At 37.9% G+C, this 15,758-nt stretch carries 14 protein-coding genes; 5 read left to right on the top strand and 9 right to left on the bottom strand.

All coding sequences use genetic code 11. The features are described 5' to 3' along the window. Positions 1-133: 133 nt before the first annotated feature. The 5 genes from F598_RS0112455 to F598_RS0112475 form a co-directional block, all read right to left on the bottom strand. Positions 134-817: a hypothetical protein gene (locus tag F598_RS0112455; RefSeq protein ID WP_019039398.1), complete on the bottom strand. Its 684-nt coding sequence runs from the start codon at positions 815-817 to the stop codon at positions 134-136. A 131-nt stretch (positions 818-948) separates the two neighbouring features. After that, positions 949-1,788 carry a tetratricopeptide repeat protein gene (locus F598_RS0112460; protein WP_019039399.1) on the bottom strand — a complete coding sequence of 280 codons (840 nt, stop codon included), beginning with the start codon at positions 1,786-1,788 and terminating at the stop codon, positions 949-951. Beyond that, positions 1,788-2,309: a hypothetical protein gene (locus tag F598_RS0112465; protein WP_019039400.1), complete on the bottom strand. Its 522-nt coding sequence runs from the start codon at positions 2,307-2,309 to the stop codon at positions 1,788-1,790. The genes F598_RS0112460 and F598_RS0112465 overlap by 1 nt, the downstream gene beginning before the upstream one ends. A gap of 101 nt (positions 2,310-2,410) precedes the next feature. Next, complete coding sequence (locus tag F598_RS0112470; protein ID WP_033408682.1) at positions 2,411-2,656, bottom strand: hypothetical protein; 246 nt, start codon at positions 2,654-2,656, stop codon at positions 2,411-2,413. 16 nt (positions 2,657-2,672) lie between these two features. Next, positions 2,673-4,880 (bottom strand): bifunctional alpha,alpha-trehalose-phosphate synthase (UDP-forming)/trehalose-phosphatase, encoded by a 2,208-nt coding sequence (locus F598_RS0112475; RefSeq protein ID WP_026302708.1) that lies wholly within the window; start codon positions 4,878-4,880, stop codon positions 2,673-2,675. A gap of 161 nt (positions 4,881-5,041) precedes the next feature. Between F598_RS0112475 and F598_RS0112480 the strand changes: the two genes are divergently transcribed. Then, positions 5,042-6,823: a glycoside hydrolase family 15 protein gene (locus F598_RS0112480; protein ID WP_019039404.1), complete on the top strand. Its 1,782-nt coding sequence runs from the start codon at positions 5,042-5,044 to the stop codon at positions 6,821-6,823. Here the strand turns inward: F598_RS0112480 and F598_RS0112485 are convergent. From F598_RS0112485 to F598_RS0112500, 4 genes are read right to left on the bottom strand one after another with little or no spacing between them, the layout of a single operon-like run. After that, positions 6,812-7,855, bottom strand: a complete 1,044-nt coding sequence (locus F598_RS0112485; protein WP_019039405.1) for a cytochrome-c peroxidase — start codon at positions 7,853-7,855, stop codon at positions 6,812-6,814. The two genes, F598_RS0112480 and F598_RS0112485, sit on opposite strands and share 12 nt — an antisense overlap. 5 nt (positions 7,856-7,860) lie before the next feature. Next, a complete protein-coding gene (locus F598_RS0112490; protein WP_019039406.1) occupies positions 7,861-8,625 on the bottom strand; it encodes an MbnP family protein in 765 nt (254 codons plus the stop codon). Position 8,626: 1 nt separating this feature from the next. Then, on the bottom strand, positions 8,627-9,997 hold the full coding sequence (locus F598_RS0112495; protein WP_019039407.1) for a hypothetical protein: 1,371 nt from the start codon (positions 9,995-9,997) through the stop codon (positions 8,627-8,629). Further along, positions 9,997-11,412: a choice-of-anchor B family protein gene (locus F598_RS0112500; protein ID WP_245539788.1), complete on the bottom strand. Its 1,416-nt coding sequence runs from the start codon at positions 11,410-11,412 to the stop codon at positions 9,997-9,999. Before F598_RS0112500 ends, F598_RS0112495 begins: the two co-directional genes overlap by 1 nt. Positions 11,413-11,538: 126 nt before the next feature. Between F598_RS0112500 and thiL the strand changes: the two genes are divergently transcribed. The 4 genes from thiL to F598_RS0112520 all read left to right on the top strand — a co-directional run bounded on the left by thiL (position 11,539) and on the right by F598_RS0112520 (position 15,758). Then, complete coding sequence (gene thiL, locus F598_RS0112505) at positions 11,539-12,588, top strand: thiamine-phosphate kinase (protein WP_019039409.1); 1,050 nt, start codon at positions 11,539-11,541, stop codon at positions 12,586-12,588. Positions 12,589-12,603: 15 nt separating this feature from the next. Further along, positions 12,604-12,810 (top strand): putative signal transducing protein, encoded by a 207-nt coding sequence (locus F598_RS0112510; RefSeq protein WP_019039410.1) that lies wholly within the window; start codon positions 12,604-12,606, stop codon positions 12,808-12,810. Between the two features lie 83 nt (positions 12,811-12,893). Beyond that, on the top strand, positions 12,894-13,304 hold the full coding sequence (locus tag F598_RS0112515) for an OsmC family protein (protein ID WP_019039411.1): 411 nt from the start codon (positions 12,894-12,896) through the stop codon (positions 13,302-13,304). A gap of 147 nt (positions 13,305-13,451) precedes the next feature. Continuing rightward, on the top strand, positions 13,452-15,758 hold the full coding sequence (locus tag F598_RS0112520; RefSeq protein WP_019039412.1) for a putative monovalent cation/H+ antiporter subunit A: 2,307 nt from the start codon (positions 13,452-13,454) through the stop codon (positions 15,756-15,758).

Below are 15,758 nucleotides of genomic sequence, written 5' to 3' on the forward strand. Positions count from 1 at the left end.
CCAACGGTCTAGGCTATGAGTAGTTGCGTGGATTAGCACTTAACTTTGCAAATACACATTAAGCTGAAAATCCTCGCGGATTTTCAGAAGTAGGCGAGAACAAGCAATTACTTATAGCCATTGTTGTAAGTAGTTATTTTTCAGTTCTATATTCTCCTTGTTTTAGTTCAGGAAGTCCTATTTTCTTACGCTCAATGTTTGTACTGTCAATATTTTCTATGAATGGCGGAACAACTGAGTTCGTTTTGGGGTCAAATTCATCTCCCGTTCCGTAGAGCTGATTTTTTCTGTAAGCCTTTTTTCTCATATTATCAACATAGGTTGCAAATTTGATAGGCTCCATTCGATTTGCCTTTACTTCTTCAATAAGTAAATTTTGCATCTTTTCAATAGTCTCTTTCGGTGTATGGAATAGAAATAACATTGGGTCAACAACTGAATCTAATTTGGCTTTACTTAACCATCCATAATCTCTGATTATTTCGTAAAGTCGATTTGTGTTTTTTAAATCAATTTCGTTCTGAATACTCCAAAGTGAGTCTATTTGCTCTTCGGAAAGTTCAGATTGATGCGTCTGTCTGAATTTTATATTTTCTTCTATTGTCAATTTGTTCACACTGTCAATTAAGTTTTGGTCAAAAGTTTTTAATGAGATATAAGACCTGTTTAATTGGTCTGCTTCTTTCATTTCTTTAAACTCAGCAATCAATTCAGCTTTTTTAGATTCGGATAATTCTTTTTTTTCTACATCTTTATTTTTTTGTTTACAGGAAAAGAGAGAAATCACAAGGCTCAAAATCAAAACTATTTTTTTCATAAAACTTGTTTTTTTAATTACTTACAACGGCTCCGGCTATGAGTAGTTGCATGAGTTAGCACTAAACTTTGCAAGTACACACCAAGTTGGAAAATCCGCGAGGATTTTCGTAAGTAGGCGAGAACAAGCAATTACTTATAGCCATTGTTGTAAGCCGTTTTTAGTTCATTTTCAATGTTTTCTAAATATATTTTGTCCATTGGATTCGAATATGGGTCGGTCATTCTTCTTTCTCCAATGTAAAGTTCCTTTGCTTTATCCAAACAAGATTTATATTCGGTAGGTTTATCTAATTTTAAATAAGTCATAGCCAAATAATATTGATTTTCCGCCACTTCATTGTTTTCCGATTGTTTCTTGAATGTCTCAACTGCTTTTTCAAATTTTTCAGTTTCTAAATATAGAACTCCAAGATGCAGATAATCATAAGCACCAACAAAGTTTTCTTCCTCGTTTAATTTAATTTGTTTTTCTAAAATTGCTATTGCCTTTTCTTTTTCTCCAATCGCTTTATAGCACATGCCTTTGGCAATATTCAAATGGTATGTTCCGTTTTGCGTTTGTCCAATATCATAATCTACCAAACTATCCAACTTTTCGATGTCTTTAATTGCTCCTTTGTAGTCTCTAAAGAATTGGTAACGACACCAACCTCTATATCCTAAATGTTCTTTTGGATTGTATTCAACAGCCTTGTCAATTAATTTTTTCCAAGTCACAAAGTCTCCACTTTTCAGATAGGCAATGGATTTTGCCCAATAAGCGTAATCGAATGTAGGGTCAATCTCAATAGATTCGTCTAAAACGGTTTGGTATTCTTTACTGAATTGGTAATGACCTTTAATCTCCATTGCTTTTTTACAAGCTTCGTATTTTAAGGTATCTCCATAATATTTGTAAGCCTCGCAATTTGGTTGTGCTAATGAACTTGAAAATGCAAACAATAGCATTAAAAGGTTAAAGTATTTCATTATGGTAAAATTTCAGTTAGTTGTCCGTCTGTAATTTTGAATATTAAATACATATAATAATCAACAGTCACTTCGTTTCTTTTAAAAACTTCCCAATTCTCAATTTCTTTGGTTATGTTTAGAAGTTGAGAAACTATTTCTTTGTTAAAATTCTTTTCTTGGTAACTATAATCCGATTGCAAAACCCTAAATCTACCTGCTTTTCCCTCACAGTTTACAATGAAACGTATTCTGATTAGTCCATTTTGATTTTTGTCCGTTATTGGTTGATATTTTGATTTAAACGTATTTAAAATTTTAGATTTTTCTCCGCTATAAACAGGTCCTTTTCCTAAATTAAAATATTGAAGGATTTTATCATATCCGTTGCAAACTTTAAATTCCAATTCGTCAATCTGTTCATTTTTTTCTATATCTCCTACCCAACGTAAATATTCTTGTTTTTCGTCAGCTTTTTTTTCAGTTTGACAACTCCAAAGAAGCGAGAAGATTACTGTTGTTAGTATAATTATTTTTTTCATTCAGGGTGTTTTGTTCAAATGGCTTACAACTAGTATATATCCTCTAAAACTAGTAACTTTTTGCATAAAATCGATTCGGCTTCAATAAAAACTTAAAAAAACTAAGCCTTAGGAGTATATACCTGCCCCCGATGGGGTTTTAAACGATCTCTGTAGAATTTCATGTCGGTTTCCTTTACCACCAAATAGGCAATGCTGTGGTGTTCGCTGAGTTTTTCTACGCCGGTCTTTAAATCCAGGAGGCGATTCATCCTTAAGAAATCCTGGAGATGAATTTCATGATGCTCTGCGGTTTTATGGGCATTGGGTCCACGGAAGTCCCAAATCAATTTCAAATGTCTGCACATCGTATTTGTTCAATAATTAGTTACCTAAGGTTTTTAAGAGGGATCTTACGTCTTCTACCCTGTTCACATAATACTTGGCCTTCGTTTTACGCACTCCAACTTTTATCGACTCTGTTTTTTCAGGCAGTTCTTCAAACATAAACTCATCGGTCCAGTCGTCTCCAAACGCAAAAATATGCTGTGAAGGAAATTGATTGACAAGCTGTGATGCCGCTCTGCCTTTATTCACTTTACTGCTTTTTATTTCCAGAACCTTATTGCCTTCCAGCAGAGTCAAGTCGGTGTTCGAAATAAAACTAGTGAGCACGGTTCTTATTTCCACCAGCCGTTTTTGTGCGAGTTCGACGTCGGTGTTTCTGTAATGCCAGGCCAAAGAAAACTTTTTCTTTTCGACCAGCGTTCCTGGGGTTCGGTCGACAAAAGTTTCCAGAACGGGTAACACGTCTTCCATCCAGTCGGTTTTAAGAACCTCCAAGGTTTTCCAGTCTTCACCTTCTAGCCTCATGGATACGCCGTGGTCGGACACCAGGGTGTAAGGCGTTTGTCCAAACCAATTGTTTAGTGTCTCCTTATCTCGCCCGCTGATGATGACTAGTTTTAGATTTGGTTTAGTATGCAACTGCTTCAAAAGGTCGTAAAGCTCCTGGTCTGGTTTAGCCTCTTCTGGCTGGTTTTTAAAGTTGACCAGAGTACCATCGTAATCCAAAAAAATCAGCTTTGAGTCTTCAGAATTCACTTTCTTTTGAAAGGCTTCAATATCGCTTTTCTCCGCCTTTTTGGCTTTGATGCTGTGATAAACTTTATGCACCTGGTTGAGGGAATTCATAAATTCCTGAGCCCATTTCTTAACCGTATAGCGTTTTAATCGTTCCTGTAAAGCCTGCATCCTTTCCTGCTGCTCTGGTTTTGGCATTTCCAGGGCCTGTTTGATGCTATCGGCAATTTCCTCATAATTAAAAGGATTAATCAATAAAGCTTCGTTTAATTCTTTAGAAGCCCCAGCCATCTCACTCAAAATCAACACACCATCCTTTTGAGTTCGGGTGGTAACATACTCTTTGGCGACGAGATTCATACCATCCCTCACTGGTGTGATAAGCGCTACATCGGAAGAGGTGTAAAGATCGATAAGATTCTCAAAAGGGAGTGCTCTGTAAAAATACCAGATGGGTGTCCAGCTTACTGTAGAAAATTCTCCGTTTATCCTGCCTACGAGTTCATCGGTTTCCTGCTTGAGACGCTGGTACTGTGGAACTTGAGATCTAGAAGGAACCGCCAGCATGATAAGCCGGATTTTCTCCTGAAACTCAGGGTATTTTTTGAGGAAATATTCAAAAGCCTTTATCCGGTTAGGAATGCCTTTGGTGTAATCCATCCGGTCTATAGACAAAATCATCTTAACACCCTCTTCATGCTGAAGGTGTTGATCCAGTCGTTTTTGGATTTCAGATTTTTCACTTTCACCCTTTTCATCATGAGCTAAGGCTGCCTGTTCAAATTTTTCATAGTCGATCCCCATGGGGAACGAATCAACTTTGATGATTCTATTATGATAGGTCACCCGGTTAAAATTGACTTCCAAACTCAAAATACGCTTCACTGAACTTAAAAAATGACGTTCGTAATCGTAAGTGTGAAAACCGATGAGGTCGGCTCCAAGCATGCCTTCCAGGAGTTCCTTTCGTTTGGGGAAGGTCCTAAAAATTTCATACGAGGGAAATGGAATATGATTAAAAAATCCGATGGACAGGTTTGGTTTTTTAGCTTTTACCATTGCCGGCACAAGTAGCAATTGATAGTCCTGAACCCAGATGTTATCGCCATCTTCTGCATTGGCCAGAACCTGATCTGCAAATTTTTGATTTACGGCCTTATAGGTTTCCCAGGATTCTGGGTCATACTCGGTGTATTCGATAAAGTAATGAAAAAGAGGCCAAAGGGTTCGGTTACTAAAACCATAGTAATATAAGTCTAGATCACGCTCACTCAATTTTACAGCCACACACTGCTCTTTGGCAACGGCAGCATTCACTTTGGTTTCCAACTCGGGATCCAGTTCTTCCTCGGTCATGCCCGTCCAGCCAATCCATATCCCATTGCCACCTTTATGCACTGTTTTAAGGCCAGTTGCCAGTCCTCCAACGCTGGGAGTCACTTTTAGCTGCTCCCCTTCCATGCTAATTTGTAATGGTAATCTATTCGAGACAATTATCGTTTTATTCATAGCAAAGGGCTTTGAGTTGAATTATTTACTTTATTTTTATAAAAATAAGAATTTAATCACTGGTAGAGGGTCTGTTTTGTAGAGGCTTATCTTAAATTTTGATTTTATTTCAGAATAACCCCCTTATTTAAAAGGGGTCTTTCATCAAAAATGTGAATTTAATGGATAATTTTAATTATGGAATCATAGGTAACTGCAGGACGGCTGCTTTAGTCTCAGACAAAGGCTCTTTAGACTGGTGTTGCTTGCCTGAGTTTGATTCAGCTTCAGTATTTGCTAAACTTTTAGACGAGAAAAAAGGGGGCCAATTTGCTTTTGAAGTCGATGAGACCTACCACATTTCTCAGAGCTATGTCAAAAATACTTCCATATTAAAAACCACTTTTGAATCTGTTGAGGCTAGCTTCGAACTTTATGATTTTTTACCCAGATACCCGAAAAAACATAAAGAGTATCACGCTCCGCCGGAGGTCATAAGATACTTGAAAGTGACGAGTGGGAAGCCAAAATTGAAGATAGATTATAACCCAAAGCTTGAATATGCTTTAGGTCGGACTGAGATATATATCAAGAAAAATTTTATCGTTAGTCTCACTGAAGCCGACGAATTTGATACGCTGTTTCTGTACACCTCGTTACCTAAAGAGGCTGTTGTCAACTCTGAAGAGATTGAGCTGACTAAAGACGTATTTTTTCTCATGTCTTATAACGAGAAAATCGAATTGCCCAGCTTATCATCTGTTGCTTTAGATCTTGAAAAAACGAAAGTCTACTGGCTTAATTGGAGTTACAACACCCCAAAATTTGGCTATTATGACGACGAGATCCTAAGGAGTGCCATGACCTTAAAGCTGCTGAGTTATGAGAAAACAGGAGCTATTCTAGCTGCTGCAACGACTTCTCTTCCAGAAACGATAGGAGAGGTGAGGAACTGGGATTATAGGTTTTGCTGGATAAGGGACGCCTCTATGGTGGTGAAAGTAGTCTCCCAACTTGGCCATACCAGAATGACTAAGCGTTACTTGCAGTTCATTATTGATTTGATTCCAGATAAGAATGAGAAACTCCAGATCATGTATGGTATCAATAAAGAAAAAGAGCTCACCGAAAAAATACTAACGCATCTTTCTGGTTACAAAGGCTCTTCACCTGTAAGAACTGGAAATGCTGCTTACGCCCAAAAGCAAAATGACATTTATGGAATTTTGGTGGATGTGATTCATCAGGAGTTAGTGAAATTCAAGTCCGATACCGATAATCAGGAAGAATTATGGACCATCACCAAAGGTATAGCTTGGGTGGTAGGTAATCATTGGCAGGAGCCTGATAAAGGTATTTGGGAATTTAGAACGGAAGACCGTCATTTCACGTTTTCCAAAGTCTTATGTTGGGTGGCTATCGATCGAGCTATTAAGATTTCAAAATTGTTCCGTAAAACCTCAAAGCTGGAGCGTTGGAAAACTTTAGAGCAAGCGATCAAAGCAGACATTCTTGAGCATGCCTGGAACGAAGAAGTGCAGGCATTTACTCAATCTTATGGCTCTAAAGATCTGGATGCTTCTGTATTGCTCATGGAGACCTATGGCTTTATAGATGCAAAGGATCCTAAATTTATAAGCACAGTAAAAGCGATAGGAAAACACCTTACAAATGATGGCCTTCTTTATCGGTATAAAAACAAAGATGATTTTGGATTGCCGAGTTCCTCTTTTACCATCTGTACTTTTTGGTATATCAACAGTTTGAATAAAATTGGAGAAACTGAGGAAGCTAAACGTCAGTTTGAACGCTTAATTGGTTTTTCCAATCACCTGGGCTTATTGAGCGAGGACATCGATTTTAAAACCAAGCGGTTACTAGGGAATTTTCCTCAGGCCTATTCGCACTTAGCTTTAATTGAAACCGCTATCAATTTATCTAAATCCTTCAATTCAGAACTCTGAAAATTGAGGGTCAAGCAGGAAGTTATCGTCGGTGAGCGTCCTTAAAAAAGCAATGAGTTGTTCTTTTTCCGTCTCAGTAAGCTGAATTCCCAATTCTTCTTCTTGTTGGAGAAGAGGATCTAACGTAGAACTGGCTGTGACTCCTGAGTCATAAAAGTCTAAGACCTCTTTAAGGGTTTGAAATCGACCATCGTGCATGTAAGGTAAGCTCACGGCTATATTTCTCAAGCTTGGTACTTTGAATCTATATAAATCTTCTTCAAGGCCTGTCACTCGCTTCCTACCCACATCATTGTATTGAGGATCTACAGGTAGACCATTATTTCTGTAGGACTGGTCTGTCAACAAAATACCTTTATGACAACTGGAACACTTGGCATCAAACAGGGCTTTGCCTGCTGCTTGGGCTTCAGTAAATACGGCGTTACCTTCTAAGACTTTATCATACTTTGTTTCTGCAGAAACCATCATCACCATAAACTGTGATAATGCTCTAAACATATTTTGGGTGTCCACTTCGCCATTTTCGAAAGCCTGAGCAAATAAGCTTAAGTATTCGTCGTCTTGTTTTAATTTGGATAACACATTGGTTACGGTTTCATTCATTTCTACATCTGTAGTAATTGGAATAATAGAAAAAGAATCTAGATGCGGTGCAGCACCGTCCCAAGAAAACTCATTGAAGTAGGCCAGATTGATAAGCGGCTGGGCGTTACGAGTTCCCAAAGCTCCATTGACGCCATGGCTCACTTCATGGGTGTGATGAGTGAAAGAAAACTCTTGGATATGGCAAAAACCACAAGAAATGACGCCAGTGGAAGATAGCCGGCCATCGTAAAATAGTTTCTTGCCTAGCTCAAATCCTTTTTCTGTAGGAGGATTTTCTTCCAAATCATAGGCCGGTAAGGGAAAGAAGTCAGGTTGTGGGAAATCTAATTTTTTGTTCTCAGAAATTTCAACATAGGCATTATCTTCACTATTGCAAGCCAGGCAAAGTGTTAGACAAATAATGAAAATTGAAAATTTCTTCATATTAATTAATGGGTTGTAAAGACGGAGACTAATGAAAACATCTGACTCACGTTTTCTGCAATTTTTGGAGCATTTTCTGGATCTATCTGAACATCTGGTTTGTCTTGGATTTGGATGTCATGGGTGGCATTAAAAACCTTCAAAAGGTCAGCTTTTATTGAAATTAGATTCTGTTGATTCAGATTAAGAAACGGCTCTTGGGAAGAAAGTTCAACCACTTTATAATTGTCCAAATTGGTGCCGTGGCTTCCAATGTGGAAAAGAAAAGGGCTCTGCACCTGATTTACAGAATAATTTCCCTCCATTTTAAAAAAGATATAACCGGCGGACCAGCTCCAAAGCATTCCACTCTCTTCGGCCGTAGGAACAAAATTGTCGACACCGTTTAGGGGGTAATTACTTTGATCTATACCAATTCCAAGCCTAAGGATTTTGAAGTTTTCTATAGGGATGTTTTTTAAAGTGATGAATTTGCTATCGTTGTTTTCCTGATTGATTAAAAAATAGCCGTCTTCTACAGGGTATCTAAATACATCTCCGTTTTCTTTCTCAAACTCAATATTACTGATGATGTATTTTAACTCGTTTATTGAAAATTCTTCTCCAGCTGAATTTTGATAGGTATTGGAATCCAGATTGATTATTTCAGAATTTATCGTATTTAAAAAATTGATACTAACATCTTTAGTCTCCGAATTGAAAATCTCTTCGTCATCATTACAAGATAGAAGTAAACCCAAAATACTAGCGAGATATATTATTTTTTTCATCTTAATTCAATTTAAATATAAAGGCATCTTTATCGCCCTGGTTATTGAGGAAATCGTTGTCCTTGCTTTCACTGCTGCCTACTACGAAAATTTCTCCTCTTGCATTCCTGGCAGCATCATTTCCAAGATCGAGTTGGCTTCCACCAGTTGTTTTTTGCCAAATTAACTCGCCGTTGCCATTGATGATAAAATTCCAAACGTCGTTCATACCATAGTTAAAGTCAAGCTGAGCATTTAGACTTTGTGAACTACTGGTCACAAAATATTCATCATTACCAAGCGCTACAATGGATCTGCCCGATTCAAAATCTGAACCCCCATAAGTCTTTTCCCAAATCAACTCACCTTCGGGATCGAATTTAATGATCCAAACATCGGCGCTACCTCTTGGATTAGAAACATCCTTATCTGTACTACGGGTGTCGCCTACCAGCAAATAATTGCCGCCATCAGTTTTAATAATATCGTAACCTATTTCTATACTGCTTCCTCCAAAATTCTGCTGCCAGTCCAGGTCTCCATCTTCACTCGTTTTTACGACCCACACATCGTAACTTCCTTTAGGGTCGGTAATATCAAAATCATCACTCTCAGAATGTCCTACCTGTATAAATCCACCATCCTCAGTCTGAATTGCCGCATAGCTTCTGTCATTATTTGTACCACCAAAATATCTTCGTCTTAAGGTCTCCCCGCTACCAGATAAGTGTATTCCCCAGAATTCACCAACACCATGCTTTGGTAAAGACTGATCGAACTTATTTTTTGACCCACTAAAATCGTCGTTGCCTTCGCCACCGGAGGCTGTGACATCCAAAAATCCAGTGGCATAATATCCCCCTTCTGACGTTGTGGTAATGCCGTATCCGCGATCATTCCCAGAAAAACCAATACTTTTTTCCCATTGAATATTGCCACCTGCATCGAGTTTGACTACCCAGTAATCCTGAAATCCATAATTTTGACTCACAACTCCATCTAAGCTCCTGCTAAATCCATTGACGATGAAGCCTCCATCTGATGTCGCTGCCATATCCTGTCCACGGTCATCGTTACTCCCGCCAAAAACGCTTTGCCATTCGATGTTGAGGTTTTCATCAAATTTGACAAGCCAATAATCACTGTCCGTGGTTGGCTTTCCAGTGATGTCTCCATCGTTGCTTTGTGTAAACCCAAAAGCTGCAGCTCCACCATCCTGAGTAGCTACAACAGATAAAAAGTCATCTTGCTCAGATCCGCCTATGGTTTTGAGGAATTCTATTTCTCCTGGAAACACAGGGCTTTCTTCAGTTTGATCTTGAACTGTGTCATCTTCTCCAGAGCAGGAAAGCAATAAGATGAAAACCAGCATGGATGTGATTTGCTTTAGCATTACTTAATGACGAGTTTTTTGGTGAAGGAATTGTTTATTTTAACCATATAGAGCCCCGCTTTAAGGGCTTCAAGTTGAACTTGGACCTGATTCAAGCTATTATAATTTTGGTAGAATACTCGTTGTCCTAAAAGATCATAGAGCTCAATAGAATTGATAGGCAGAGAAGAATTTTCAATTTGAACATAAGTGCTGGCAGGATTTGGGGAGATGCTGAAGTTTTCCTGGATGAAATTATCAGAACTAAGCGTGCCAGATTTTCTGATGAGAAAAAAACCTCTGTCGATATCGCTTATTACAATGTTTCCACTTTCAAAATAAGGATAATTACTCCATACACCACTGAAGCCCGCATTGTTGTTCTCTGGATACGTGTCAAAAAAACCGATTTCAGTCACGGTTTGAGATCCCACACCAGATACATCTATAATGCGTAAGCCAGCATTATAATTTGATAGGTAAAAGGTGTTATTATGAATGTATCCATTATGATCCACAGCCTCTGTGGGGCCAAAATAATCTAAATGGACACTTGGGTTGTCAAGATCCTGGACATCAAAAATGATAGTCTTAGTATCAAAGCCAAAACCTAATTCATCGGTTTCATCACCAAGAAAAAAATAACGCTGGTCTTCTGTAAGCCATCCTTGGTGGGTATAGCCTATGTTACTGTAAGAAACTGTTGAGATGAGTGAAGTATTAGATGGATCTGTTACATCAACGAAGACCACCTCATCTTCGTTACTCCCAATGTATATTTCTCTGCCTATATAATCTTGATCTGGACCGTTATAGGTCACTACCTGTGCGTCGTGAGTATAGAAACTTTCTTCATAGCCACCTGCAAAAACAGGTTGTAAAGGATTGGATATGTCTACAATATGAGCACCACCGCTAAACGTAGAAGTACCTACTGCATAAGCATAGGGTTTCTCTTCATTGATCACAATATTATGCGCATTACCAAATCCATTGTAATGCGCATCATTATTAAAAGTTTGTGGAGGGTTAGCTATATTGCGTAGTCTCCTTAAATCAAACACCTGCATACCATGTCCATTAGCTTCTGAAACTACAAAGGCATAGTTGTTATAAACCTTGATATCTCTCCAGGTACTGGATTGTGTATGGGTTGGTAATTTACCAAGGTATATTGGGTCAACGGGATCGCTTACGTCAATAAAAGCGGTACCATTGCTTAATCCAATGAGCGCATACTCCTTTCCTGTTTGGGGATCGGTCCATCCCCAGGAATCATTTCCTGCGCTAGCTGAAAGTACGTTAAGATCGATATGTGACATCAGGTCATAATCATTGCAGGGGTAAGAACCTGCAAAACCATTTTCACATGGGGTCTGAGCATATGCAGCGAAGGCCCAAATCATCGCTAAAATTTGGATGTAATTTTTTTTCAAAATAATAATTTTATCAAATATACTGGAAAAGAATCAATTCTTAAATTAATGAAAGTTAGTTGATTACCTTTAATTAGTATTTTATCTAAAAGCTTTAATTAACTTTGTGCTTTAAAATTTTATTGAATGTTTCAAAATACGAAAGACAGCAAAACTAAATTATCTGAATTAGGTGAATTTGGACTGATAGATCACCTTACTCAATTTTTAAAAGTGAAGCATTCTTCAACAGTAAAAAGTATTGGAGACGATGCTGCTGTTTTAGATCACGAGCAACAGACTGTGGTGACAACAGATCTTTTAGTGGAAGGGATTCATTTCGACCTGGCTTTTATGCCTCTTAAGCATTTAGGCTATAAAGCGGTTATGGTAAACTTGTCTGATGTATATGCTATGAACGCCAAAGCCGAACAAATAACAGTTTCTATAGCTTGTTCAAATAGATTTACGGTTGAGGCTCTCGAGGAGCTGTATAGCGGAATTAGTGCAGCAGCCGAACTTTACAATATTGATGTCGTAGGTGGAGATACCACCTCGGCCACCAAAGGGCTTACAATTAGCATTACAGCACTTGGGCAAGCTAAAAAAGAAGAGATCACTTATAGAAGTGGAGCCAAGCCAAATGATTTATTAGTGGTATCAGGAGACTTGGGTGGAGCTTTTTTAGGATTGAAAGTTCTGCAAAGAGAGAACGAGGTTTTTAAAGTCAATCCTAACGCGCAGCCAGATTTGGAGAAATATACCTACATAGTAGAAAGACAACTTAAGCCCGAAGCTAGAAAAGATATTGTTGAACTGCTAAAAGCTCTGAAGGTTAAGCCTACTTCAATGATCGATATTAGTGATGGATTGTCTTCAGAATTGATGCACTTATGTAAACATTCTAAGGTGGGGGCCAATTTATATGAGGACAAGCTTCCCCTAGATCCTTTATGTATTTCTACCTGTGAAGAGTTTGAATTGGATTCTACAACCGTAGTCCTTAATGGAGGAGAAGACTATGAACTATTATTTACAATCGCACAAGAGGATTTCGATAAGATAAAGGCCAATCCCAACCTTACTGTCATTGGGCACATGGCAGAAAAAAAAGAGGGAATTCATCTAATTTCAAGAATGAATACCAAGATTCCGATCAAAGCAAGAGGCTGGAATGGGATGGAGGAAGAAAATTAACTTTAAACTCTAAGGATGAAAGAAAGAATATTTAGCACAAAGTCTAAAGTTGAACTGATGGGGGTTAAAAATTTATTAGGCTCTGAAGGTATCGATTCTTTTGAAATTAATAATGTGGATTCAGCATATGCAGGAGCATTTGGTTATTATGAATTGAAAGTAAATGTTGATGATGTTGAAAGGGCAAGAGAAATTATAGAGCGATTTCAATCCGAGAACTAAGTTTTCGTTTTATGATATGGTTAATGTTTTTTGAAAACTGACCCCATCGCCTGATTAATAATTAATTTTATCAAAATTTAATTATGAAACGACAGGCAACAGCGATATGGAATGGAGACATTAAAGAGGGAAATGGAACTCTGTCTTCCAAGAGCGGCGTCTTGGGTCAAACCCCATACTCGTTCAAATCACGTTTTGAAGAAGGAAAAGGGACTAACCCAGAAGAGCTAATTGCGGCTGCTCATGCTGGATGCTTTGCCATGCAATTGTCTGCGTTTTTAACCGAAGAAAATTTTGAGCCTGAGAGTTTAGAAGCTCAAGGTGAGGTAACATTCAAGGAGGGGAAAGTCACATCATCTCACATCACTTTATCAGCTCGCATACATGATATATCAAAAGGTAAATTTGATGATCTGGTGCAGAAAGCAAAAAATGATTGTCCAATTTCTAAACTTTTGGACACTCAAATCACAGTCGAGGCGAGGTTGATTTAGCCTACTCCTATTTCATTTCACTCACTTTCAGTGAGTTAGAATTTTACAAGTAAATACACCTTTGGACTTTAAACTTTCAATAAGCAAATCAATCTAACAAACTGTCTTATTTAAATATAAATATATTTGCAATAAATCATTTTAAGCATGCTAGGAGCAGTACTTTTAGGATTATTATTCTCTTTTTTTCTGGTATTTGCAGGCTCTTATTTTAAAGGCCGGCTTGCGGTGCTGTCTTCACTTGTCCCTATAAGTCTGTTTGTCTATTTCCTAACTTATATCCCAGACATTGCGCAAGGTGAAATTATTTACGAAAATTATGAATGGATCCCAAGTTTTGGGGTCAATTTGAGCTTTACCTTAGATGGTTTAGCATTATTATTTGCTTTGATGATCACAGGAGTAGGTTCACTTGTTTTTCTTTACACCTCAGCTTACCTTAAAAATCATAAATACTTAGATCGATTTTATGGATACCTGAGTCTATTTATGGCAGCAATGCTAGGCTTGGTTCTTTCAGATAACCTGATGTCGTTATTTATTTTTTGGGAGCTGACCAGCATTTCGTCATTTTACTTAATCGGTTTCAATAATGATAAAGCCGATTCCAGAAAATCTGCTCTAATCGCCCTTGGAATCACTGGGATTGGGGGATTATTACTTTTGGGGGGTGCCGTCTTATTAGGAGATGTAGCAGGAACTTACCGTATTTCTGAAATGCTAGCGATGCGAGATGTGATTTCAGATAGCCCGCATTATTTATTGATTTTATTACTGATTTTTGGTGCTGCTTTCACCAAATCGGCTCAGTTTCCATTTCACTTTTGGTTACCTGGTGCGATGAAAGCTCCAACACCTGTTTCAACTTACCTTCACTCTGCAACTATGGTGAAAGCAGGAGTGTATCTGTTGTTTAGAATGTCTCCTGTGTTAAGTGGTGGGGATATCTGGCACACTATTTTAATTGCTGTTGGTGCCATTACCATGGTCTACTCAGCCATCCATATTATTTTTAGAACAGATTTGAAGGGTATTCTAGCTTATTCCACCATATCAGCGCTCGGTATTCTGGTCTTCCTAATAGGAATAGGAACTCAGGCTGCGCTTATAGCTGCAGCCGTTTTTATTGTTGTTCACGCCCTTTACAAAGCCTCATTGTTTTTAATAACTGGGATTATAGATCATGAAACAGGCACTAGGGACGTCACCCAGCTCTCTGGTCTTCGTAAGGTCCTAATGCCTGTAGCTATTGCTGGATTTATTGCAGCCTTAATTAGTGGTGGTGTACCACCAACTCTTGGATTTATTGGCAAAGATTTGATTTACGAATCGACACTACACTATGCAGATTCAGCCATATTATTAACGGGGTTAGCTATAATTACAAAAATATTACTTTTCTACGGTGGATTTGTGGCCGGTGTAAAACCATTCATGGGGAAACTTCCAGAAAAATTTTCAAAATTACACTTGCCTAGTCCTTTAATGTGGGTACCACCTTTAATTATGACATTAGCTGGTATTGTGTTTGGGGTATTTCCGGGGCTTATTGAATCGGCTTTTGCCAAGCCTATAGCTATGACTCAAGCTATCAACTACGAAGAATTTCACCTCAAGTTATGGCATGGATTCACTACTATTCTTGGCCTTAGCGCTATAACGATTACAGCAGGTACTGTGTTATACTTCACTATAAAACCTAAGCATTCACTAGAAAATTTTATAGCAAAATTTGATGTCGTGGCTCCTAAGGATCTGCTTATAAAACTATCTGAAGGGTTTGCTTTATTTTCCAGATTTTGGACTAATAGTTTTCAAACAGGCTATCTGAGACATTATTTGTCTATTATTGTTGGATTTCTAACCTTACTATTAGGCTACCTTATATTTTCAGATTTTTCATTAAATATTGATGTTTCTACCCTAGCAGATTTAACGATTTATGAAATTTCTATTTTGATTATGTTACTGCTCGGGGTCTTATATGTCGTATTTACAAAATCAAGACTTGCCGCTGTTGCCGCCACTGGAGTGGTTGGTTTGTCCTTTAGTCTGCTCTTCTTATTTTATAGTGCACCAGACCTTGCGATGACTCAATTTTCTGTAGATACCCTTACAGTTATACTTTTTGTTTTAGTACTTTATAAACTTCCAAAATATTTAAAATTATCTGATAGTAAACTCAGAATAAAGCACCGAATACTCTCTATAAGTTTTGGAACTTTAATAACTCTATTGATTCTTAGGGTACTTAATGAACCCAAAAACACTGAAATTTCTGAATATTATGCTGATTATGCCTACAAATTAGCCCATGGAAAAAACATTGTTAACGTAATATTAGTAGACTTTAGAGGAATTGATACCATGATAGAGATTTCCGTACTTATTGTGGCAGCACTTGGTGTCTTTGGACTCTTAAAACTGAGATTGAAAACAAGAGATAAAAAGTAA

This window comes from Psychroflexus tropicus DSM 15496 (genome assembly GCF_000378765.1).
Lineage (GTDB): Bacteria > Bacteroidota > Bacteroidia > Flavobacteriales > Flavobacteriaceae > Psychroflexus > Psychroflexus tropicus.